The organism is Lacrimispora struthionigena (assembly GCF_048627165.1).
In the GTDB taxonomy this organism is placed as follows: Bacteria; Bacillota; Clostridia; order Lachnospirales; family Lachnospiraceae; genus Lacrimispora.
In genome coordinates this window covers 1,063,402-1,088,478 of record NZ_JBMBWP010000001.1, presented here as the reverse complement: position 1 = coordinate 1,088,478, position 25,077 = coordinate 1,063,402, and the positions used below count along the sequence as shown (strand labels likewise).

Here is a 25,077-nt window from a genome sequence, read left to right as displayed (position 1 = left end):
GGCTTCCCCTTTTTTTATAGGCAGATTCTATGATGACATTAAATGAGAAATATCATTCTTTTCCAGCACAGTAAAAATTTCAGTGAGAGGACTGTAATGAACGGTGGTGATGCTGGCATTTTCCACTATAATGCTCTCATCCTCTTCATCCGGCCCCAGCATGACAGAAACCAGACAGGCAAGAGTGGCCCCATGGGAAACCACTGCAATATCCTCTCTTCCACCGGTTTGTCTGATGATCTCGCTGATTGCTGACTTACATCGCCCGTAGATTTCTTTCTGGCTTTCTCCTCCGGGGGGTGCCGCGTGAGAAGGATCCATGACCCAGTGTCTGTATTCGTCTGGATAGCTTTCCTCAATCTCTTTCCATGTCAGGCCTTCCCATACACCAAACTCCACTTCCACAAGCCGGGGCATGGGGATGATTTCTGCTTCCTGTTTGCCAGCAAGAGCCTCTGCCGTTGCCATGGCACGTTTCAGCGTACTGGAAAATATTTTTTTAACCGGTCTGGATTCCATACCCACTGCCAGTAACTCTGCCTGCATCAGTCCTGTTTCATTGAGAGGGATGTCATGGCTTCCCTGAATCTTCCCCTGTATATTCCAATCTGTCTGCCCATGGCGTATCAGATATATCCTCATCATTATTCTCCTGGTATATTAAACTTCGTAGTCGTAGTCTTCTGAGTCGGTAATTTCCATCTCACTCATCTCTGCCAATGCCTCTAAATCTGCATTTTCCGCATTCAGACTCACTGCATCCATTGCCATCTTCATAATTCCCCGAATCTCATCCACGCTCATCTTCATCTTGTCCGCCAGCTCCTCTACCGTTGCTTCACGTCCAAGCTCTGCTGCAAGAGTCTGGGCGATTTGCTGAAGTACATTGACTCTGGCCGCCAGTTCCTCTCCAGTCTGATCTGCAGACACTTCTTCTTCTACAGCCAGTTCCAGAGCCTTCTTTATCTTTTCGGCCACATAGCTGTCAAATCCGTTCTCTCCGCCTGCCTTTGCATATTCTTCCACTGCCATTAAAAGTGCCATATTGGCTTCCTGAACAAGATCTGATAACAGCACGCCTTTTCCGTCATATTCCTTGGCATACTCCAGAGCGGTTCTTAAATTTCCTTCTATCAGTCTCTTTTTCGCTTCCTGATTTCCTTCTCTTAAATCTGAAATCAGCTTTAACTGTTCTTCTCCGGTACAGGGAGTGATCTCTCCCATCTCGTCTAAATACATCTGGTAAAAATTATCATGCATTTTTTTCACTCCTTTATTTATCATCACTTGAATCCTGTGCCCGTTACTATACCGCAGTCCAATTAATTTGTCAATTTCCTTTACAAATCATTCAATATTGTGATAGAATATCCTTATATTTATAAGGAGGGCTAATGATGGATATTAATTATGAACTGTACAAGGTTTTTTATCATGTTGCCGCTACACTTAGCTTTTCTGAAGCCTCCAAACAGCTCTTTATTTCCCAGTCTGCAGTCAGCCAGTCAGTCAAGGTACTGGAGAAGAAATTAAACCAGACACTCTTTATCAGAAGCACCAAGAAGGTTCAGCTCACTCCCGAAGGAGAGATTCTTTTAAAGCACATCGAACCTGCCATTAATCTGATCCAAAAGGGAGAAAATCAGCTATTGGAAGCCAATACCTTAAACGGAGGCCAGCTGCGCATCGGAGCCAGTGATACCATCTGCCGTTACTTTCTGGTTCCCTATTTAAACAGATTCCACAAAGCTTACCCCAATGTGCACATTAAGGTTACCAACCAGACATCCATTGAATGCGCTCATCTGCTGGCCAATGGTCAGGTAGATTTCATCATCACCAATTATCCCAACTCCGGACTTCTCAGTTCCCAGAAATTCCGGGTGATCAATGAATTTTCAGATGTATTTGTGGCAAATCAGGAATACTTTCCATTAAAAGGGGAGACGGTCAATCTTCAGAAACTTCAGACCTTTCCCATTCTTATGCTGGACCGGAAAAGCACCACAAGTGAATTTCTCCACCATATGTTCCAGAAGGAACAGCTGGATTTAGTTCCTGAAATTGAATTAAGCAGCAACGATCTTTTAATTGATCTGGCTCGGATCGGACTTGGAATCGCTTTTGTTCCTGATTTCTGCATTCCTAATAATGACAGGGACTTATTTCAGGTAAGGCTGACAGAAAAACTGCCTACACGCCAGATGGTTGTTGCCTATAATGAAAATATACCCGTTTCTCAGGCTTCCAGACAATTTATGGACATGCTCTGATACAAAACACAGCTGCCGGCTGATCCTTACGGCAGCTTTTTATTTTCATTTTATTTATCATAAACCATCAGGTAGATTCCCCATTTTTCCTCTTCAAAGGCAAAATCTTCTTTTTTAAACTGCTCTTCGTAAAATCCTACATTCTCATAGCATCGTTTTGCTCCCGGATTGCAGTCAAATACATTTAGGGTGATTCGCTCCATTCCCAGAAATTCTTTGGCATAACCCTTTGCAAGAGAAACCATCTGTCCTCCCAGTCCCTGCCCACGCAGACTCTGGTCAATGACGATGAAACCAAGGTGAACACTCTTCTTTTCATAATCCACTCTGGACATGCGGAAACTCCCCACCGGAATTCCCTTTTCATTTAACGCGGTAAAAGCAAAGGAACGGGAATCCTTTTCCAGTTCCTTGTAATACCGCTCCAGCTGATCAGCTGACAGTGGAAATGAAAAATGATCTCTGCACCACATTCCAAGCATACGGCGGTCTGTGAGCCAGTTTATCAGATACGTTCCATCCTCTTTTTTATACGGTCTTAATCTAAGTGTGTTTTTCATCCTCTTTCTCCTCCACTAACCGGCTGTCCCAGAACTGACTGGCAACCTCTTTTGCATTCTTTAATTTCACTTCATAAAAGCTGTCCCATTCCCGGGGAAACAACGCCTGATATTCAGGCCGGGTAAAACGTTCGTCTAAAAGAGCAATGATCCCCTCATCCCTGGCTGTACGGATTACTCTTCCGGCAGCCTGCATGACCTTGTTCATGCCAGGATACTGATAAGCATAATCAAAACCTTTCGACGACTTTTCTTCAAAATAATTTTTCAAAATCTCCTGTTCCGTACAGACCATAGGTAGTCCGGTCCCCACGATGATCACACCAATCAGTCTCTCCTCCTTTAAATCAATTCCTTCAGAGAAGACACCTCCCATCACACACAGGCCGACAAAGGAATCATCCCGCTCTCTGGAAAATTCCATTAAGAATGACTCTCTTTCCTGCTCGTTCATATGAGATGCCTGTGCATAACAGGTAACAGAGTCCCCATCACAGATCCGTTCCGGCAAAATAGTTTCTATTTCTTTTAAATACTGATAAGATGGAAGAAAAACCATATAATTTCCTTTTCTCGCAGATACGATCTTACTGATGTAATCTGCCACCTTTCGGTATTCGCTCTTGTTTCTTCTTGTGTAACGGCTGCTCACATCTGTTCCTACCATCAAAAGACGCTTATCCTGATCAAAGGGTGAATGGGCATAAACAGCATATTCCTCCTGATCTCCGCTTAGCAGTTCCTTATAATAGGAAACCGGAAGAAGGGTTGCTGAAAAAAATACGGTACTGTTTCCTTTTTTCAGACACTCCTGGAGATTCTTAGACGGGTTTACGCAGAAAAACCTTAGCATAAAACGCCCGTCGGACATGAGTTCTGTATAAATCCTGTAATTCTCATCAAGCCGGTCATAAATATTAAGAAGCTTCCTCAAATCAAAGAAGAAATCAAGTACCAGATCCCTGTCTCCAAATTCGGAATTTTTCTCCATAAACAGTTCCATTTCCCCAAATAAACTCATGACACTGGTAATAAAGAAACGGACGTCTTCCAAAATGCGATAACCCTCACACTGGCGTTTCATTTCCAGGAGTTCTTTGTTGCACCGGTCTAGCAAACGGCCTATTTTTTCGTTCATGGGCTTTATTATCTTTTTAATAAGAAGAAAGTCCTCTTTCCAGACGGCTGCACTGTACATTTCCCTGGCTCTTGGGACCAGGTTATGGGCCTCATCCACCAAAAATATATACTCTCCTGTAATCCCTTCTGAGAAATATCGTTTCAACCGCACATCAGGGTCAAAAACATAATTATAATCACAGATTACCCCATCCACCCAGTTACTGATATCCAGACACAATTCAAAAGGGCAGACACGAAATTCTGTAGCATACCGCAATATTACATCTCTGGTAATTCCAAACTCGTTGTGAATGATATCATAGACACAATCACCTACCCGGTCAAAATGTCCCTTGGCATAGGGGCAGGCATCGGGATTGCAGTCCGGCTTATCCAGAAAACAGAGTTTTTCCTTGGCTGTAATGGTGACTGTACTGAAATAAAGGCCTTTTTTCCTAAGAATATCAAAGGATTCTTCCGCAACTCCCCTTGTAATGGTTTTTGCTGTTAAATAAAAGAGCTTATCCCCCAGCCCCTCTCCAATGGACTTTACAGCCGGAAAAACCGTGGAAAGAGTCTTCCCGATTCCGGTGGGAGCCTGAATGAATAAATTCCGTTTTCTTTGAATACTGCGAAATACCGATACCGCCAATTCCCGCTGCCCCTGGCGGTAGGGATATGGAAACTCCAGTTCCCGGATTGACTCATCTCTTCTGATTCCATGAATATATAAATACCTGGCCCATTTCACATATTCATGGATCAGTCCCAAAAACCAGGCCTCCAACTCCTCAAAGGACTTCTCGGTCTGGAAACGGCGGATCTCTTCTGTCTCTATATTGCAGTAGGTCACCTGCATGACTGCCCCATCCCTCTGCTTATCAAAGCAGTAAAAGTATCCGTAACACATGACCTGAGCCAGATGAACGGGAAAGGGCTCCTCCAGATAAGACAAATCCATATAGATTCCTTTGATTTCATCTATGATCAGCTCGTCCGGTTTATCAATGATCCCATCCGCTCTTCCTTCCACCAGAATCTGAAACTGATCTTCCTCTACCACATGTTTTAACGTTACCTCGGCTTTATAATCCGCTCCCATTCGGCGCTGAATCTTTCTGTGAATCCGGCCGCCTTCCTGCATGGCATTCTTCTCCGCAGCAAAATTATGGCGGTTATCCAGATCTCCGGAACGCAGCACAAATTCCACCAGATTCCTGACGGATATGCTTAAGATCTTTTTTTCTTCCTGCTCCATTCCGGTTCCTCCTTCTTACAATTGATCTCCCCCGTCCACCGATAAAAAAAGGGAACTGCATACCATATGGCTGCAATTCCCTCTTTCACGTTGCTTTATCGTTTATGCTGCTGAGCTGTTTTCCGGAGCTAATTTTTTTAAGTATTTTTCAAATTCTGCATCTGCTCCGTTTAACTGGACAGTAAGAATCTGGGATAAATCCAAGCTTAAAACACCTAATATAGACTTTGCGTCAATAATCACTCGATTGTAAAATACGTCTATGTCGAAATTACACCTGGAAGCAGCAGCAACAAACATTTTGGCCTCAGCAACTGTTGGCAATATAATCTTAAACTGTTTCATGAGCAGACTCCCTTTTCTATAAAAGCTATGAAGTACTTATAACATGTTTGACGTCATTTGTCAAATTCTGTTTCATATAAGATTATATTGCATGTTTTTGTGCATTATTTGTAATTCCCACAAAAAAGGCCTATGAGAATTAAGCATTTTTTTACTAAGACAAATTATTTAGAAGGAGTTTTCTTTGCATAGCCCTTTTTTCATAATTCAATTTCACTATTTTTATGATAAATTTTTATCAAAATCGCCAAACATACCGCCTGGCATATATGCGCATTTATAAATTCATTTTACCACAAACAATTATTTATGAACAGTAGAATAAATTTTTTATTTTTTTCAAAAAACTGTTGCAATTTAAAATGTTCTATGCTATACTTTCAAAGTGCTCGGGTGAGCAAACATTTTAACCATATAGGGGAATAGTTCAATGGTAGAGCAACGGTCTCCAAAACCGTAAATGGGGGTTCGAGCCCCTCTTCCCCTGCTAATTTTAAGGGAGTGCTGCAAATGATTTGAGATCTTTATGATTTCACTTCATAAGCAGCGCTCCTGTTTTTTTAGTATACACTTATTTACTCTGTGATGCATACATATCCTTATATAATCCATTCAGTCTTGTTGCTTTTTCAACTACACTTTTAAATTCACGGGGCAATAAAGCCTGATCACCGTCACTTAGTGCCGTATCAGGTGCATCATGGACTTCTATCATAATTCCATCTCCTCCAGCCATTATGCTGCTAAGACACATTTTTTCAATTAATTCCCGTTTCCCCGTTCCATGTGACGGGTCTACAATCACAGGCAGATAAGATAAGGTTTTTATTGCGGCTACTGCGCTTAAGTCCAGTGTATTTCTGGTATAGTTCTCTGTAGTACGGATTCCCCTTTCACACAAAATCACTTTTCTGTTACCGCCATTTAAAATATATTCTGCACTGCACAGCCATTCGTGTATTGTGGTATTGATACCATTTTTCAATATTACCGGAATATCTGTTTTACCCAATTCTTGCAGTAGACTATAACACTGTGAATTACGAGCCCCGACCTGTATAATATCGACATATTTAATTGCTTCTTCCAAATCCCGGACATCCAGAACTTCAGATATTACAGGTAAACCTGTAATATCTCCTGCCTCCTTTAAGTACTTTAAGCCCTCCAGTCCAAGGCCCTGAAATGAATAAGGGGATGTACGGGGTTTAAATGCCCCTCCTCTGATTACATTTCCACCAAATTCTTTTATCAGAAGTCCAATTCTTATTATTTGCTCTTCTGATTCAATACTGCATGGTCCCCCAATAATAATGAAGTCCCTTCCAACTTCCAGTTTTTTAATTTTATATGCCTCCGGAGTACTGCAATTCTCTTTTAGCATGCATTTTACATCTTTCATGCCGTTCCTCCATATAAAGTATTATTGTGTTATAAAGGAATATTATTGTGTTTTTTAGGGAGACATCGCAGTAAGCTTTTATTACGAAAGGCAATTAGTGTATTGAATATAATACTCCTGGTATCATCTGGTTCAATCACTCCATCAATATAACCTTCTTTTAATGCCGCTCTAGGGTTAATATACTTAAATCTGTACTCTTCACATCTATTTTTTATATAATCTTCCTTTTCTTTTCCTGTTATTTCTGCGATCTGCTTATGAAATAATATTTCAACTGCACACTCTTCCCCCATCACTGCCACTTCAGCATTCGGCCAGCAGTAAACCATGTCTGCTTTTAGATGTCTGCTTCCCATTGCAATATATGCCCCTCCATATGCCTTTCGTATAATAATGGTCACCTTTACTGCAGTTGCCTCAGAATATGCAAACAGCATCTTCGCACCATGTCTTATAATACCCTTTTCTTCTTCCTTAACACTAGGCATAAACCCAGGAGCATCAACCAATGTAACAATGGGTATATGAAAGCAATCACAGAACCTGATAAAACGTGCAGCTTTATCACTGGCATCACAATCCAATACACCGGCTGCAGATGCCGGGTTATTTGCAACAATTCCAATCGTTATATCTGAAAGCCGGGCAAATCCAACAATTATATTCGCTGCAAAATATTGATGCACTTCCATGAAACTTTGTTCATCAATGATCATATCTATAATGTTGTGCATATCATAAGCTTTTTTTGAATCATCAGGAACTATCTGAGAAATATTCTTAATCCGGCTTTTTTTAGGTATGTATTTGGTATTCATAGACTGATGATCTTCACAATTCGCCGGAAGCAGAGAGATCAGACTGCGAACAGACTCAAAGCTCTCCTTCTCAGAATCATGTATAAAATGCGCCACCCCTGACCTGGAATGTACGTCTGCACCCCCCAGATTCTCAGCGGAGCATTTCATTCCGGTCACATGCTCAAGTACTTTAGGTCCTGTTACATACATTGTACCTATCTTTCTGGTAATAAAAATAAAGTCAGTAATTCCCGGCGAATACACTGCACCTCCTGCGCAAGGTCCAGATATAATAGAAATTTGCGGTATATACCCGGAGGCTAATGTATTACTATAAAATATTTTTCCATAGCCGGCTAAAGCATTCACCCCTTCTTGTATTCTCGCACCCCCTGAATCATTAATGCCGATAACCGGAGCTTTGTTTTCTATTGCCAGTTCAATTATTTTTACTATTTTTTCCGCATGCTTCAACCCAACCGTACCCCCGCAGATGGTAAAATCCTGGGCATAAACAAAGACTAATTGTTTCTTTATATAGCCATAACCTGTAATCACACCATCATAGGGAAGCTCTGAATTACTATATGTTCCCCCAAGTTCTGCTACTTCTTTTCCTATCTCACAAAAACTTCCTTTATCCAGCAGCAGATTTAACCGTTCTATGGCATGCAGCTTAAATCTTGCATGCTGCTTCAAAATATTATAAGCCATTCTACCACATCTTCCTTTAGACCTGTCTTTCCTTTGTCCTGGTTTTAATAAAAATGTAAAGCAAACATATCAATAATGTCAGTAGCTCTGCAATGGGAATCGACAGGAACACTTTCTCATCCATAAATATAGAATTCAATATCAAAATGAACAGTATGGGTAATAATAATGACCGTAGCGCAGAGAAGATAAATGATAATCCTGGTTTTAAGGTACTTGTAAAATACCCCGTAATAACTATGTTCAATCCACTGACTAAGAAAGCAGGCCATAACATCCCAATATAGGTAACTGCAAGCTCACTGATATGAGCCGCTTTGTTCTTTAAAAAAATACTGACCCATAAATCATCAAAGAAATATAATGCAGCAGCAATTAACGCTCCCATTATCAGATTAAACAAAATAGAAACTTTTAGGAATCCATTTACTCTTTTTGAATTTTTGGCACCAAAGTTAATACTAATGGGACCATTCATGGAAGCTACTACACCATAACTGACAAGGCATCCACTATACAAAAAAAAGTTAATCGTCGTAAAGGCCGCTACCCCATCCACGCCGGACTGGCTCATTAGAACATGATTGAATACAAATGCCACAATTCCACTTGAAGTTTCATTTAGAAATTCTGAAATACCATTAAAAATTGAGAACAAAATATCCTTTGTGAATCTTATAGGTTTTACCAGCTTAAGAGCACTGTTTTTATTAAAAAATGTAGGTAATAGAATAAAAAATGTCATGGATTGTGATAAACCAGTAGCAAATGCAGCGCCTCTTATTCCAAGACCTAATAAAACCACAAATATAAAATCAAGAAACACATTCATTACTGCACTTAACAGCAATGCAAAGGAAGTTAAGCCGGGTCTGCCATTGACTCTTGAAAAAAAGCTGAGACCGATTCCCATAAGCTGAAATGGTAAAAAATAAGTATAATTTATTAAATATGTAACAGTATTTTCAGCAACACTGCTATCCGCACCAAGCAGATAAGCAATATGATACGGGAATATTAAAACGATTACCCAGGGGATCAGTATCAACAGTAACATGATCTGAATAAATTTTGAAAATGTTCTGGAAGCATCTTCAGTTTTTTTCTCACCCATAAGTTTGCCGCAAAGAACGCAACCCCCAGATCCCAGCATAGTTATAACACCTAATAGCAAAGATACATATGGAACAATTAAATTAATAACAGCCAATGCGTTAGAACCAATAAAGCGTCCTACAAATATACCATCTACGATGGATGCTGATGAAATTGCCACCATTCCAAGTATTGTAGGTATGGCATATCTGATAAATATCTTTATAATACTACCTGATGTTACATCTAAATCGTTTTCCACCTTGATTTTCCTCCAACTTTTCAATATCTGTATTTTAATTAAACTCTATTTTTTATATGCAAGTACTGCCGAAAATGGTCCGTCCAGATGAATGATGTCAAACCGTTTAAATCCGGCTTCTGCACACCAGTCTTTCAGTTCGTGAACTGTAAAATCAAATGCTTCGCCAAATTCTAACAGCATATTTAACGATTGCAGAAATCCTGCGCAGCATTCTCTTCGCTCATCATCAATCATCATCTCTGTGACAATAAAAACACCATGATCTGGCATTGCATTGTATGCAGCCTGAATTAAGTACTTCTTTTTCTCTAAGTTCCAATTATGCAGTATCATTCCCATACTGATAATTTCTGCTTTGGGCAGAGAATCTTTGAAAAAGTCGCCCGAAGCTACCTTTATTTGATTTTCCAGACCAAATTTTTTCACATTATTGAAAGCAATGGATTCCATGGCCGGCAAATCAAAATTAGTGCAGCTTATATTGGGGTGTTTTTTACAAACATAAATTGAAAACAATGCAGTAGAACCGCCTATATCACTTAACGTATTATAATTTGAAAAATCAAACTTTTCAGATAACAGTCTATAGTTCTCACCAGATGCCCCTGCCATGGCATTGGCGAATTCTTCCGTAAGTTTTAAATCTGAATAAATGGTATCATAATATGTTTTACCCTTAGCCAGGGTCTCATTGTGCAGTCTTCCATTTTTTAAAGCCTCTTCTAAATTCCCCCATACTTCGTATAGTCTGGAGTTGGCTAGTTCAAGTATTCCTCCTGCATAATAAGGACTGTCTCTGTTTAAATACCGCTTTGCTTCATCCGAATTGCTGTAAACAGCATCAGCCCCAACCCCATCACGGATCAGAAAGCCCATACAAAGCAGGCAATCCAGGAAATCCCATAGTCCACGGGGGTGTATATCAAGTTTCTTTCTTATCTGTTCTCCTGTCATACCGTCATTTCCTAATATGGTAAACAGGTCAAATTTCAAAGCTGCTAATAATACTTTTGCCTGCTGAAAAGCAAAACCAGTATCAATCACTTTCCGCAATCCACTTCCTATTTCCATCATCATACCTCCAATATTGTTTCATCTGAAACAGGTAAATATGGCAAATGGCTTCTTGAAAAAACATTTTTAGTCAGTAATTTTATAATAGGCCTCTTTTTTGTTTCTTTTACAAGCTGTACCAGCTCTTCACCATATAATCCTGAATTGCAGGAGTAATCATACCATACACCCAAATCCTCTTCCTCTTTATTATCTTCCCAATTAACCATCACCCCATATTCAGAAGTATTATTAAAAATAGGCGTGTTTTTGATCAGTGTGAATCGGTCATATGCAATATAGTGGATCTCACGATAGTGTTCCTCAATGAACTTAATTGTTTCCATTGCCTCTTCTTTCGTTTCGGTTGGAAATCCCAAAAAGAACATTAAAAAAGTTTTTATACCGGATTTCCTGCAGTTTTGAATAATTTCCGGTATAATATCCGGATTTGTATTCTTTTTCATCTTATCTAAAACTCTAATTACAATTGATTCAAATCCAAAACTCAGCATCAGACAGCCCCCCTCTTTCATATCCCTAAGAACATCAAGAGTATACATCTTTTCCAGCCGGGTATCGCCAAACCAGTGGAACGGCAGTTTCTGACCTGATATTTCCCTTGCTAAGCGTCTGGCAACAGACGGTGCGATAGCCTCATCTACAAAATAAAAATCCTGGACATCATATAAAGAATTTAACATCTTCAAATCCGCCAATATTCTGTCAGCATTTTTTTCTTTATACTGGCAATTGGTTATTAATACCGAACTGCAGAACACACACTTTGCCCAGAAACAGCCCAGATTGGTTTTGTATGGAAGAATTTTACAGGGCGATAAGTACAGATCCAATGGAAAGTCTGAAAAATCCGGCAGACAGGAACCAAAAGCTGACTGGGAGTCATTTAATTCCATATCCTGTGCTTTCCCATTTTGAAAGGTTACAGTACCTGGAATTTTTTGAACTTCTGCATTATGTTCCAGAGCTTCAATTAATTGTAGGAAAGGCTTCTCCCCCTCGCCAGGAATAATCAGATCTATTAATTCACTAAATGGATTAAAAACCTGCAAATTGTTTATGTATAGCGTAAAATAGGTCCCGCCAACCGCAATTTTGATATCTTTATTGTTTTTTTTCAATAATGAGATCAAAGTGAGCGCAGGAATCAGCTGTTCAAAATAACAGATCGAAATACCGATTAGGCCTGCTTTTTTCTCTAAGATCTCCGGCATCTTATATTGGTAATATTCAATAAAAGGATTCTGTTTTTTATCATAGACAGCCTTTAAAACTTCTTTCGTTTGAAAGATAGAATATTTAAAAGTAAACTGATGCTCGATACTCCAGGAGGTGGGATAAACGGATGCCGAAACATAATTCTGAGCCTGCCTGAAAAAATCCGTCAGCTTATAATACCCGTCAAGGTCTTGATAAGTAGAGCTTTTTTTTAGCAATTCAACGTTAGAATCTATGTTATTTATTAAAACATCCCCATTGGAAACAGCATCTGATAAGACAGCCAGTTCCTTTCTCTCTTCCTCATCCAAATCCTCTTTCCCTTTCAGTATATCATACCTGGATTTTATGATTGTATATTTTTCAGTAAAATATTGACTGTTTAGAAAATAATAATGGGCTTCCACATTTAAGTCTAAATTTTCCACATCCTTATTTCCCAATTGTTTTAAATACCCCGCTATTGTTGCAATTCCCAAAGGAGGATGCACAGCATCTACCATGGGAGGAAAAATCAATAATGTTTTCATCTAATCCTTCTCCTTTGCTAAATCCTCACTGAATTTATCATATCTGGCTGAATTAACATAATCCCTAAATTTACTGGCATGGCTTAAATCCATTGCTTTCGTTACAAAACTATCGCAGTATTTACACTGGTCACACATATTTTTACAAAAATTATCAATCTCAATAAATGGCCGGATAAAACCACCCAGTTTCTTATTATCAATGAAAACTGAAGGAATAAAGTTTTTGTCAAAAAGCATGATCAGCTCCCATAAGTTTCCGTCAAAATCCTCCTTAAAATAGTATTCTACAGCTTTTGCAGGATTAGCAGTCTGTATCACATCACGCCCCTGAATCTTAAAATGATGAATTCCTATTTTTTCATATTCACAGATATCTTCTGGTCTTATCCAGCTGTTTTTAAGAAAGATACTTGGATCATTCAACATTCTCTGGCTGCATCTGGTTATATAATATTTGTAACTAGATCCATATTCCACAGAATCAAAAATATAGCTGTTATAATGAAACGGCCGATAGATACAGTTTTTATAACATACCACATTGGTAATTACTTCTACTTTATCTCCAAAGCTTTCAACAATATTTTTCAATGTTTTAAAATCTCTGTTTACTGCTTCTTCTGCAACAATTCTGTCTGCACCCATTTTTTTATAAGCCAATGCTTTATTGGGTGTATTGACCGATGAAATAGCTGACACTTTTACCTTTATTTCCGGATTTAATGTTTTTATTATTTCAATTAATGACGGCAGGCTGACTGTCATGGAGTCTATTCCAATATCACAGAGTATTTTAAGAAATTCTTTGATTTTTAAGAGGCCACCGCTGGTTATTTCCATGTTTTTAAGTGAAGGGGCATTTAATGTATAATCAAATTTAATCCCGTGATCCATGGAATATTTGACATAATGCCTCAGTCTGTCTTGATTCAGCTGGGGTAGCGTATCGGCGGATCTGCCGGATCCATATATATTTCCTAATGTGATATTCCCATAGGTTTCCTGTACTCTGGATTCTTTATATCTTTTATTTAAATCAGCGTATTTGTCGATGGTTTCTGTTTTAAAATCAGCTGGAAGACTATAATATTTCATATTTTTCACACCTTTCGCACGATCAGTGAATGAATTTCTCCCAAAACAGGGAAAAAATCAACCTTTAGCCCCTTATAATATCTCTCAGCCAGCTGTGATATTCTTTGTGATTCATTTTGATCAATAATCGGCCATTCAATAGCAAGCCGGTTAAATCCTTTATTTAGCATTTCAGCCGGAATATCAATGTGCTGATTCGTCCACTTTGGCTGCCCAGTTACCGATTTAATCTCCTGGTCATTGATGAGAATTCTAACGGGATCATGATTCTGATCCGGTGTTTCAACAGGTAATCGGCATGTTAGATCCAGTGATAAATCGTGTTCTCCATCTGCAATTAAGGTAAAGAATGAGCGTGGCCACCATGATTGATAATACGGTAATCTTCTTCGTGTTCCGTTCTCTGAATCCATAGACATCTTCAGATGAGAATTTAACCATTCAATATATGCCGGTTCAGTTAAATCAACCCCGTTCTCCAGGGCCTGTATGTAAGGCTTCTGATAATCATTTAATAAACCGTTTCCATCCCACCCGTTATTTTCTAAAGTGTTGCATATGGCTTCCACAGTTAAAGCATCAGCGCCTGGAGCTTCCTGGGCAACAGGAAAATCTAAAGGTGAATTCATAAGTGCAAAGAGCTTCTGCCCTGCTTTACTTAACGTAAATCCTGAACCTTTTTCACAGCTTCTCCCCATTATATATAGTTTCATAATTTCCAGTACTGATCTGTCACTGTCAACTGCCTTTTGAAATAGTCCGCTATACCAGTCTACGTCTGATTTATCAGATATTGGTCTGTTTAAATGAGTATTATATAAAGCTGTACAGAAATATGAGACCGCCAATTGTGACTGATTTGTTTTGAGAGGAGCCGTACGTTTCACTAAGGATATCCAATCCTCCCTGGTGTTTTTCTCATTGGATAAAATTAAGTTTGCTACAGGCGCCATCACGATGTGGAAACCTTCCGGATTTAAATGACAATAATCTACGAATACTTCTTTTCCTAATACCTTGGTGCCAAAATATTCTTCCAGAACCTGTTCAAAATCCAAAAACCTTATATGAGGACAAATCCCATTGTTCTCCTCATATTTCTTCCTCACATATGAGGGAACAGCTGGAAATGATGTTATTTCATCAAATATAAGTGAATTATCACATTCTGAGACGCAATACTCATAAGCAAGTTTGTCTTTTCCCAAAGCAATACAGCAATCCGCTAATATTCTGGATGATGCAGAGTTACTCCCGTTATCAATTTCAATCATTTTCTTTCCATAATCAAACGCTTCCTGATACTCTTTTTTATCCAGTGCTTTTGATGCTAGTTTATAATATTCATACCATTTTATGGTTTTTTCGTTATTCAGCCAATGCAATGGAACCCTTCTTACCCAGTCTGAATAGTTTAGTGCCGGAATTGCAAAAATAAATTCTGCCGGGCTTTTAGATGCCAGTTTGTCTATCTGAGACATAACACGATCTGCAAGTTTTCCAGCGCTTTCCTGGTAGGCAGTAATAACACCTTCCACACCGTTTTTTTCCAAAGACATCACATACTTTCTGCGGCGTGATAATGGTCCGTTATGCTCAACCATTATATCCGAGAACCAGTTGTTTCCTGCAATGATAACGATGTAATCCGGTTCTAATTGAAGAGCATGCTCACAGGTTTCAATCAATGCTCCTGCATTCATGCAGTTTCTTGTCAGGTCAATCACTTCCCACGAATAATTCCCATCCGTCTTTAAATAATTATTTAATGCTTTGGCAGGCGTTATGTATGGGGTGAAAAACATTCCGGCAGCAGCTGATTCTCCAATTAAGCAAACCCGTTTATCACCATCTTTTTTTCTCAGACGGAACTGATCGCATGTACTCTCCCAAAATACAGAATCCATCTGTTCCTTTCTTTTAAATATAACCTCATCGTTCTGTCTCACCGGGTGCCAGGTCCCTATTGCATGAAATCCCTCCTCATCAGCATCTGATTTTGGAATATTACTAATCATATTGTCCTGTTCATCTCTATCAAATCGTCCAAAAAGGTGGAGCTGCAGAAGCCTTAACAACTCTAACCCGGATTCATCCTCTACCTGTAACGCTTGGGTAAGTTTTGCAATACTTGAATTTTCAGTTCTCATTTGATTCACTCCTTTTTTCCATCAGATAAAAGTATAAATGGCTTCTATTTTTCTTCCATTAAATAAGTCTTCCGGCGGTTTAATAAATTCAAAATCATGTTTTGCCATTTCAATAAAATTCTCCGACAGCATAGTTCTGTCAATGATAAAATCTCCTAATACCAGAACATCTATTCCAGAATTGCCAAAGCATCTTAACGCATCTATGGGACTGCATACAATGGGCTCTCCACGGACATTAAAGGAGGTATTAACCAGAATTGGACAGCCGGTCCGCTGGTAAAAGGATGTAATCAGTGCGTGGAACCTAGGGTTTGTTTCAGCAGAAACTGTCTGGGGACGGCAGGAACTGTCTACATGTGTAATTGCCGGTAAATCAATATCTGACTGCACCTGGCAAGTCTCCAGCATAAAAGGGGAAGTCATCTTCATGTCGATATGCTGTGAGGCATATTCTTCCAGTATGGCTGGGGCAAATGGCCGAAAGCTCTCACGTTTCTTAACCAGATCATTTAGCCTGGTACGCATAACCGGATCACGGGGATCTGCCAGTATGCTTCTTGCTCCCAGTGCTCTGGGTCCAAATTCCATACGTCCCTGGAACCAGCCAATGACCTTACCGTCAACCAGTCGATTGACTACTTCTTCATTTAATTTTTTACTGTTATTTCTGCAATCAACTGCTTCCATTTCCATTGCACTCAGGATATTATAAATATACTCCTGATTATATTGAGGTCCTAAGTAAACATGTTTTAATGGCTCACATCCATGTTCATATCCATTCGTTTCAACATAAGCCAGTGCCGCGGCTCCAAGGGCAGAGCCTGAATCCCCTGCTGCCGGCTGGACAAATATATGATCAAATATGCGGGCCTCCCGAATTGCATGTGTTGCCACACAATTCAGCGCAACACCACCAGAAAGGCATAAATTAGAAGAATTGACTTTTTCTTTTAGTTCCCTCACCTGCTTTAAAAGAATTTCTTCCAACACAACCTGTAAGCTTTTTGCCAGATCCTTATGTTCCTGCTTTAAATCAGATTCAGGTACACGGGGTTTGATGCCCAGATAATCAATCAATGCATCCGTATACATTCTTTCTATTTGTCCGAAGTCAAAGTAATTCATATTAAGCTTAAAATCCAATTCCCCGGGCATGGAATATAGGGTCCGGAGTTTTTCTGCATACACCGGTTTTCCGTATGGCGCCAGACCCATCACTTTATATTCACCGCTTAATACCTTAAATCCAAGATAATTGGTCATTGCACTATAGAACAGCCCAACAGAATTGGGATATTTGATACCCCCGTGAAGCTTTATATTAAGGCCATGGGCTTCTCCAAAGGTTGTTGAATCCCATTCCCCCACTGCGTCTGTGGTTAATATTGCGGCATCTTGAAAGCCCGAAAAAAGATAACTTCCTGCAGCATGTGAAAGATGATGCTCATAATATTTTATCTCTCCTTCGTAACCTAAAATCTCCCTGATTTCACGGAAAGGTCTGTGACAATCGATCCAGTTAAGTTCTTTATCGTTGGATTGATTGAAATTGTATTCCATCTGACGAGAAAGCTTTTTATATGGGTCCTCATAATATGCAACACAGTCAACGTCTGTAATATTAATATTACCAGCTTCCAGACAGTATCGAAACGCTCTGACCGGAAGTCTGGAATCGTTTTTAAAACGGGAAAAACGCTCCTCTGATACTGCGCAAATAATTTTCCCATCTTGAATTAATGCACATGAAGAATCATGGAAATACGCTGAAATTCCTATAATATTCATATAGTTTCCTTCTTTCTGACATAATATCGCGTTTTACTTTAGTTACTCTTTAAGTACTTCTTCAGAAGTTTCGCCACTTTTTGAACATTTGGTTCAAAAATCATGGACATGTGATCCCCATCTGTTTCAAGCAGTTCGACTTTTCCATTGGTAAAGTTCTCCCAGCCAATTTGAATCGAGGCATGGGGATGTAAAAGAACAATGTCGCTGTTTACGTTCCCACCTTTATAGGAATTAAGCATCTCTACATTTTTAGTACAAGTGTCAACTAATTCCCTTAATTCAATAACTTCTGTATCCACAGGTAGTGCACCACTGGTTTTTAACTCTTTTAGTGCAATTTCATACAATCCATCAGCATCCATTGGGCTGATCTGACTGAAATCCAGCTGCGGTTTCACTCCATACTGCGCCATGGCTTCTTCCAGGCACCGTTTTAATATTGCGCGCATATCAAGTTCCGCCTGATATTTCCCTGGAGCAGCACTATCAAACAGAATAATTTTATCTACAATGTGTCCCTTATTTTCCAGCTGTCTGGCCATTTCAAATGATATTAATCCGCCCATAGACCAGCCGCCCAGAAGATAGGGCTCTTTATTTGGTACAGCATGAATATTATCAAGATAATAAGAAGCCAGTTCCTCTATTGAATTTATTTTATTGTCTTTTATCTGGTTATTGCCTAATTGCTGCAAACCAAATACAGGATTGTCAACTAGCATCGAAAACTGATTGTAACAAATAGAACTTCCGCTCAGAGGATGAACCAAAAACAAAGGGCGATCAGCCGTTTCTTTCTTGCCATTAAAAGATATAAGAGCCATACTTCCAGCAGCTTTGCTCTTCTTTCTTATTATGGTGGCCAGCTCCTCAATTGTTCCATGGTCAAACAGCAGCTCTATAGGCAGCTGAACGGAAAACTCCTTCTCAATTAAAGATAAAAATCGAATTGCTTTTAACGAATCTCCACCTGATTCAAAAAAATCACATTGGATATCCGGAGCCTTTGATCCTGTTACTCTCTCCCATATTCCTGCTAACTTTATCTCCTCTATGTCCCTGGGATACCTGACCGTATTTCGTATATTACTCTCTGAGATATCAATCTCATCTAATTTTTTTCTGTCTATTTTTCCATTTTTATTGGTCGGCAGTGAGGTTAAAATCTGAATGACAGATGGCAGCATATAGTATGGCAGCCTGCTCTGAAGATGTTTTTTTACAGCATCTGCAGAAGTTTCCCCATAACCACTTTTTAAAGAAATGTATGCTATCAGCCGGTAATCATCCTGACAATTCCCCTTTACCACTACGGCCGCTGTATTAACAGCCACATGTTCCCGAATCGCATTTTCAATCTCTCCAATTTCAATCCTGAATCCGCGGATTTTAATCTGGTGGTCTTTTCTTCCCTTAGAAATCAAATTGCCATCTTCATTATATTGAACCAGATCTCCGGACCTATAGATACGGCTGAACTTTTCATCATGCCCGAATGGATTATGTATAAAATTTCTTTCTGTCAGATCAGGTCTATGATGATATCCATCAGATACGCCTGCTCCGCCAATGAACAATTCTCCTGTCACACCCGCCGGCAGTACCTTCATTTTAGAATTCAATACATAAAATTGTGTATTTGATATGGGTCTGCCTATTGGAACAGTAAGCGCATTCTCCGGTAAATCATGCACCTCATAAAAGGCGGAGGAGCAGGTTACCTCTGTTGGTCCCAATGCATTTATGAAATTTTGAGGCGGATCGTTCTTCAAAACAGCTCTCGCCCTGGTTGGATCCAAAGCTTCACCGCCAACTATCAGAAACCTCATTTTGCGAAAGGCAGCCGGAAATTCAATACTAATCGCGTGAAATAGTGCAGTCGGCAGATATGCCATTGTTATTTCATTCTTATCCACAAACTCTGCAAATTCCAATGGCTTTAATTTTATGTCATCTGGCATTATCACCATAGTGGCTCCATAAATCAAGGGGGTCCATATTTCCCATGTGGATATATCAAATGCAAAATTATTTATTTTTAGAAACCGGTCAGATTCTTCCGGCTGCATGTGATTTGTATTGCACAAAAGAGCCGCCACATTGTAATGCATGGTTCTTACTGCCTTGGGAGTTCCCGTAGAACCTGATGTATAAATCATGTAAATAATCTGATCTGATGAGACTGACAAATTCAGATTTTCCCCGTTTTCTTTTTCAACCTCTTCCCACTGTGTATCAAGGCAGATTGTATTCTTATCTTTTAACAGTGATTGAGTGAACTCCGCCTGGGTAACAACTATTTTTGAGTCCGTCTCATCTAACATAAACCGGACACGATTTTGGGGTAAAACAGGATCAATCGGGACATATGCAGCACCTGCTTTTACGATCCCCAGAATTCCTACTATCATTTCAATGGATGTTCTGGCGCATATCCCTACAAACGAACCTTTTTGTATGCCGTTTCTGTTAAGATAGCGGGCAAGCTTATTTGCCCTGGCATTCAGTTCCCCGTAGGTAAGACTGTTTCCATTAAAACAAACCGCGGTTTTATCCGGGACTCTCTGTGCCTGCTGTTCAAACATTACATGCATACAGGTTTCTCTTGGAAATGATGCATAAGTATCATTCCAGATCCTGCAGAGTAAGTCTTTTTCTTCTTCGTCTACCAGTTCTGCTTGATCAACACATTGCTCTGGTGATGTGATTATAAATGTCAGCATTTTAATAAAATATCTGATTATACGCTCAATTGTTTTTTCGTTATAAAGGCTTTCCTTATACTCCACGTATCCCTCCAGCCTGTCATGTACTTCAAACATTGCCATACTTAAATCAAACCGTGCATTTGCAGGGTCCATGGGGATTTTATGGTTCTCTAATCCCCAGAGATTCAGCATCTCCTCTTTCCCGTTAAAAAGAGAGAAAAAAATATTAAAAAGTGGATTTTTATATTTATCTCTATTTGGCTTTAAGGACGATACAACTTCTTCAAAAGGAATATCCGAGTTATCTAAGGCTTTGAGCGTTTTATTTTTCATCTGCTCCACAAGCATCTGGACTGTAGAATCCTCTTTAAAAATACACCTTAGAACTACAACATTTGCGAAATTACCAATAACATGATTAATCCGGGAGTTTTTACGTCCTGCAACTACAGTCCCCAGACAAATATCATCCAGTCCGCTAAGAATATGGGCTAATGATGCAAAAGCAGTTACCAGTACATGATAATTGCTGATGTTATATTTGGCAGAATATACTTTGAGTAAATCATAGATGGGATCTGGTATCTTAAATACTGCTCTGTGACCCCTTAAATCATGCTGATCTAACCCGGGTTCCCTCCCCAATGTCATATCCACTTCAGAGGGCGCATCCTTTAATTCCTCCAGCCAGTAATCTTTCTGTTTTTCAAGTCTTTGAGATGTATCAGTTTCTTTCCTCCATTTTAAATAATCAATTGGCTGCATCTCTATTTCTGGCAGGACAGGTTCCCTGTTTTCACATCTGGCTTTATAAAGTTCATTTAATTCCCTGGTGAACACTTGCGCTGATGACCAGCCATCGGCAATAATGTGATGAAAATTCCAAAAGAAAACGAATTCGTTATGATTCAGCTTAAATAATTTAGCAGTAAACAAAGGTGCGGTATCCAGTTTTTTGGGACGTGAGGCTTCTGTTTCCAGTAATTGAATTAGTTTTTCTTCCTGTCTGCTTTCTTCCTTAGAAAGATCTGCAACAGGCAGCTCATATTTTATTTCTGGAACAACCAGCTGGAATGGCTCTCCTTCCTCTTCCCCAAACAAAGTCCTCAATGCCTCGTGACGGTTTATAATCTGATTCAATGACCACTCCAGAAATCCCACATTTAGTTTTCCATTCAGCCGTACCGCTTCCGGGCAGTTATATGCAGGTGAATCTTCATTCATTTTATATAGATACCAATAATTTTTCTGAGTACCGGCCAGCACTTCCTTTTTATATGGAGCAGCTGATTTCTGCATGCCAGTTATCCTTTGACAAAGCCCTTTTATGGTTGGATTCTCATAAAAATCAATTACATCTATTTCAACTGAGTATAATTCCCATATGCGGGTAAGCAGCTGAATTACCATTAATGAATTTCCGCCCATTTCAAAAAAGTCAGCGGACTCATCCAGTACCGGGATATCTAATAATTCTTTCCAGATTCCAGCTATTGTGTCTGGTATATGATTTTCAGTTTTATTAATAACCATGCTCTCATTTATTTCCGGCGCAGCCAGATCAGGCAGTAAATTAACATTTATCTTTCCCGTTGATGTGACCGGAAATTTCTTTATCTGAATAAACTTAGAAGGAATCATCGTCTTCGGAAGGTATTCAGAAGCAAAATCCCGAAGATCATTTTCATTAATAATGGAATCATTCTCCGAGGTATAATATGCTGCTAAAACCTTATTATTTTTTACTTTTCTGACAACTGCTTTCACCTGCCCCATTCCAGGAAATCTTCCCAGCGTAGTTTCTATTTCACCTGCCTCTATGCGCACTCCGTTTATTTTTATCTGATCATCCATACGGTATAAAAACTGTATTTTTCCTGATGGTGTCCGTTTGACAATATCACCGGTTTTATACATTACAGTTTCCGAATTATCTGGAAGAATGGTTTTGAGAAAACTCTTTTCTGTCAGAGCAATATCATTGATATAGTCCTGCCCTATCTCTCCGCTTATATAAAGTTCTCCAGGAGTATTATCGGGAACAGCACTGCCCCCTTCATCGAGGATATATACCTGTTTATTAGAGAACGGAAGCCCTATTTCTCCCATGAAATAATCTTTTTCAGATAAAGGTTTGCAATAACAAGTATCAATGACTGCTTCTGTAGGTCCATATAAATGAATCAGTTCTACGCCTGGCAGTTTGCTTCTAAACTGTTCTTTTATAGTGTCTGGCAATACTTCCCCTCCGGAAAAAACACATTTTAACTTATGTACTGTATTGGGAGTTAAGTTATCTAAAAGCAGTCCCAGCTGCGTGGGTGTAGCCTGTATATGAGTCACCTCAAATTTTGTAATTAAGTCAATAATTTTCCGAGGCTCCCAGCAAAATACTTTTTCGTTACTTAAAACAATGGAACAGCCATATACAAAGGGGCTTAATGTTTCCCACAGGGCAATATCGAAATTAGGAGCCACCGAATGCAGGATTCTGTCACTGTTTTTTATCTCCACGCTCTCAGATCTGGCTGATATCTGGCTCAGGATAGCTTTATGATTCACCCTAACTCCCTTGGGTTCCCCTGTTGACCCTGACGTGAAACCTATATAAGCAATTGCAAAAGGCTCAGCCATATCTGGAAATTCTTCTGATTCAATTTCTTCCGATACCAGATTCCTATCAGCACACAGTACATGTATTGATTCTTCAGGTACAAGATGTCTCGCAGTTTCTGTTGTTATAGCAAGTTTTACATTTGCTTTATGAAACATTAACTGGCTGCGCTCTTTGGGATCCTGCACATTTATCATCAAAATGGCTGCTCCGCTTTTTAATACAGCTAACATACTGATGATAAGCGCTGCTGACCGGTCCATGGCTATTGCTACAACATCGCCCGGCATTACTCCATTTTCTTTTAAAATGAAACACATTCTGTTTACCTTGTTATTCAGCTCTTTATAAGAAATCACATGCTCCGGGTCTATAATGGCGTCAGCTTCTCCATGACTTACCACATGTTTCTGGAATGAATCAATAATCGTATTGTCATTATTCTTGTCATTGATTGAGGAATCGGGGCATACAGGAGAACATTTCAGAAAATCATCCATGTAAATTCTGTTATGCGGCATTGTCTCCTCAATCGTCCCTATACTGTCATCGTAGTATTTTCTGTATTTGTCAAAATGGGCTGATTCAATAGAAACATTATAAATATCGCACCGTACTTCACATAATATCTGTGCCGTTTTATTTCTTATCCAGTCAATTGCAACGGTTACATTTTCAATTTTCTTTTTATCTGCCTGGCATATAAGCGCTGCTTCCAAAAAACTCCACATGCCTGCCTTACCAATTGCATAATATAAGACGCCCCTCATTTCTTTCTTGATATCTTTTTCTTTGATCAGCTTTTTTAACTGATTTATGTTTTCTGTCAGACTGTCGTACACTTCTGTTACCTGCATATCGTCCCGCAGATACCTCATTAATTTTGAATTTGTCAATGCCAATGTTACTCCCAATTTCATTAACAGCGGCTCTGTAGGACCTTCTCCAATTCTGAAAAACCTGGTATCACATAAAATCCGGGCAACCAGGTTCTTTTCATCCAGCCCTCTGGCCCCCAGCAGCTGCACTGATTTATCCGCAGTTTCCCAGGCAAGCTCAGACGATAATACCTTACAGGCAATTGCAAAATCTTCTGGTATCTCCTGATTGTTGTCTATTTTTTCAGCAATAAATGAATCCATTGCCTCTATGCTTGTCACTGCTATATCAATCTCTCTCAATCTGGCAGCTGTTACCGGACTATCCAGTAACAACCCTGAACCAATGTTTCTCTTTGAGGCATAGCGACTCATAAACTGGCTGCATCGTTTCATGATTCCTGTGCAGACAGGACCTGTAAATAATCGTCCAAATAGCAATCCGCTTTCCGCTGCAATCATGCCTTTTCCCAATTCACCAATCAGATATTCCTCACCTATCTCCACATCCTTAAAGACAATCGTCCGTAATCCAACTCCATTAATACTTAACATATTTAGAGAATTCTGTATCTCAATACCCGGCGTCGTTTTGGGAACTGCAAAACAACTGATTCCTTTATAACCGGATTCTTCATCATGACGTCCGAAAACAAGATACATATCTGCTGTAGCTGCGCCCGTGATCCAGCATTTCGTTCCGTTGATCTTCCATTTACCTCTTTCTGCGGGCATTATACTTGTATTTATTTTTCTTGGATTTGAACCTGCGTCAGGCTCACTGAGAGCAAAACACCCCAAACATCTTCCAGAAGCAAACTGGGGTAAATAGAAATCACGGAATAGTGGTTTTGCGTATAATAAGATAGGATAACAGAATGTATGCTGGACTATAAGAAATGTAGCTATGTTAACATCAATAGCTGAAATCTGGTCAATTATTTTCACTGTTTCAGACATTGGTAATTCCAGACCGCCATAAATTCGTGGGATTCTGATACCAAACAGCCCTCTATCGCCTGCTGCATGTAAAAAATCATGGGGCATCTTCTTATCATGAAGCATTTCTCCGATATCAAAATTAGTACTGCAATAATCCCTCAACCACCTGATTATTCCGTTTACCACCTCTTTGTTGTTCTCATCCATTGTTTCTACCTCCTCATTTATATC

General features: G+C 39.4%; 15 protein-coding genes and 1 tRNA gene. 2 read left to right on the top strand and 14 right to left on the bottom strand.

Annotated elements, in window-relative coordinates:
• Positions 1 to 27 precede the first annotated feature (27 nt).
• A complete protein-coding gene (locus tag ACOAOT_RS04960) occupies positions 28 to 645 on the bottom strand; it encodes a histidine phosphatase family protein (RefSeq protein ID WP_420215960.1) in 618 nt (205 codons plus the stop codon).
• A gap of 15 nt (positions 646 to 660) precedes the next feature.
• Positions 661 to 1,260: a sigma-70 domain-containing protein gene (locus ACOAOT_RS04955; RefSeq protein ID WP_420215959.1), complete on the bottom strand. Its 600-nt coding sequence runs from the start codon at positions 1,258 to 1,260 to the stop codon at positions 661 to 663.
• 137 nt (positions 1,261 to 1,397) lie between these two features.
• Here ACOAOT_RS04955 and ACOAOT_RS04950 point away from each other — a divergent pair, with 137 nt between their 5' ends.
• The gene (locus tag ACOAOT_RS04950; protein WP_420216657.1) at positions 1,398 to 2,273 is read left to right on the top strand and encodes a LysR family transcriptional regulator; all 876 of its coding nucleotides are present in this window, start codon (positions 1,398 to 1,400) and stop codon (positions 2,271 to 2,273) included.
• A gap of 50 nt (positions 2,274 to 2,323) precedes the next feature.
• Here ACOAOT_RS04950 and ACOAOT_RS04945 read toward each other — a convergent pair whose 3' ends face one another.
• From ACOAOT_RS04945 to ACOAOT_RS04935, 3 genes are all read right to left on the bottom strand, one after another.
• Positions 2,324 to 2,833, bottom strand: coding sequence for a GNAT family N-acetyltransferase (locus tag ACOAOT_RS04945; RefSeq protein WP_420215958.1), 510 nt, complete (start codon positions 2,831 to 2,833; stop codon positions 2,324 to 2,326).
• Positions 2,817 to 5,213, bottom strand: a complete 2,397-nt coding sequence (locus ACOAOT_RS04940; RefSeq protein ID WP_420215957.1) for an ATP-dependent DNA helicase — start codon at positions 5,211 to 5,213, stop codon at positions 2,817 to 2,819. The genes ACOAOT_RS04945 and ACOAOT_RS04940 overlap by 17 nt, the downstream gene beginning before the upstream one ends.
• A gap of 102 nt (positions 5,214 to 5,315) precedes the next feature.
• On the bottom strand, positions 5,316 to 5,558 hold the full coding sequence (locus tag ACOAOT_RS04935; protein ID WP_104436834.1) for an HPr family phosphocarrier protein: 243 nt from the start codon (positions 5,556 to 5,558) through the stop codon (positions 5,316 to 5,318).
• A gap of 416 nt (positions 5,559 to 5,974) precedes the next feature.
• Between ACOAOT_RS04935 and ACOAOT_RS04930 the strand changes: the two genes are divergently transcribed.
• Positions 5,975 to 6,045: transfer RNA gene (locus tag ACOAOT_RS04930), tRNA-Trp, on the top strand.
• An 84-nt stretch (positions 6,046 to 6,129) separates the two neighbouring features.
• Here the strand turns inward: ACOAOT_RS04930 and aroF are convergent.
• The 9 genes from aroF to ACOAOT_RS04885 are packed head-to-tail and all read right to left on the bottom strand — an operon-like array spanning position 6,130 to position 25,053.
• Complete coding sequence (gene aroF, locus ACOAOT_RS04925) at positions 6,130 to 6,960, bottom strand: 3-deoxy-7-phosphoheptulonate synthase (protein WP_420215956.1); 831 nt, start codon at positions 6,958 to 6,960, stop codon at positions 6,130 to 6,132.
• A gap of 29 nt (positions 6,961 to 6,989) precedes the next feature.
• A complete protein-coding gene (locus ACOAOT_RS04920) occupies positions 6,990 to 8,477 on the bottom strand; it encodes an acyl-CoA carboxylase subunit beta (protein WP_420215955.1) in 1,488 nt (495 codons plus the stop codon).
• A gap of 16 nt (positions 8,478 to 8,493) precedes the next feature.
• Positions 8,494 to 9,834, bottom strand: a complete 1,341-nt coding sequence (locus ACOAOT_RS04915) for an MATE family efflux transporter (RefSeq protein ID WP_420215954.1) — start codon at positions 9,832 to 9,834, stop codon at positions 8,494 to 8,496.
• Between the two features lie 45 nt (positions 9,835 to 9,879).
• Positions 9,880 to 10,908, bottom strand: a complete 1,029-nt coding sequence (locus tag ACOAOT_RS04910; RefSeq protein ID WP_420215953.1) for a methyltransferase — start codon at positions 10,906 to 10,908, stop codon at positions 9,880 to 9,882.
• Between the two features lie 2 nt (positions 10,909 to 10,910).
• Positions 10,911 to 12,659, bottom strand: a complete 1,749-nt coding sequence (locus tag ACOAOT_RS04905; RefSeq protein ID WP_420215952.1) for a B12-binding domain-containing radical SAM protein — start codon at positions 12,657 to 12,659, stop codon at positions 10,911 to 10,913.
• On the bottom strand, positions 12,660 to 13,757 hold the full coding sequence (locus ACOAOT_RS04900; RefSeq protein ID WP_420215951.1) for a U32 family peptidase: 1,098 nt from the start codon (positions 13,755 to 13,757) through the stop codon (positions 12,660 to 12,662).
• A 5-nt stretch (positions 13,758 to 13,762) separates the two neighbouring features.
• Positions 13,763 to 15,907 carry a hypothetical protein gene (locus ACOAOT_RS04895; RefSeq protein ID WP_420215950.1) on the bottom strand — a complete coding sequence of 715 codons (2,145 nt, stop codon included), beginning with the start codon at positions 15,905 to 15,907 and terminating at the stop codon, positions 13,763 to 13,765.
• Positions 15,908 to 15,928: 21 nt separating this feature from the next.
• Positions 15,929 to 17,701, bottom strand: coding sequence for a carbamoyltransferase family protein (locus tag ACOAOT_RS04890; RefSeq protein WP_420215949.1), 1,773 nt, complete (start codon positions 17,699 to 17,701; stop codon positions 15,929 to 15,931).
• A gap of 38 nt (positions 17,702 to 17,739) precedes the next feature.
• Complete coding sequence (locus tag ACOAOT_RS04885) at positions 17,740 to 25,053, bottom strand: amino acid adenylation domain-containing protein (RefSeq protein WP_420215948.1); 7,314 nt, start codon at positions 25,051 to 25,053, stop codon at positions 17,740 to 17,742.
• Between the last annotated feature and the right edge of the window lie 24 nt (positions 25,054 to 25,077).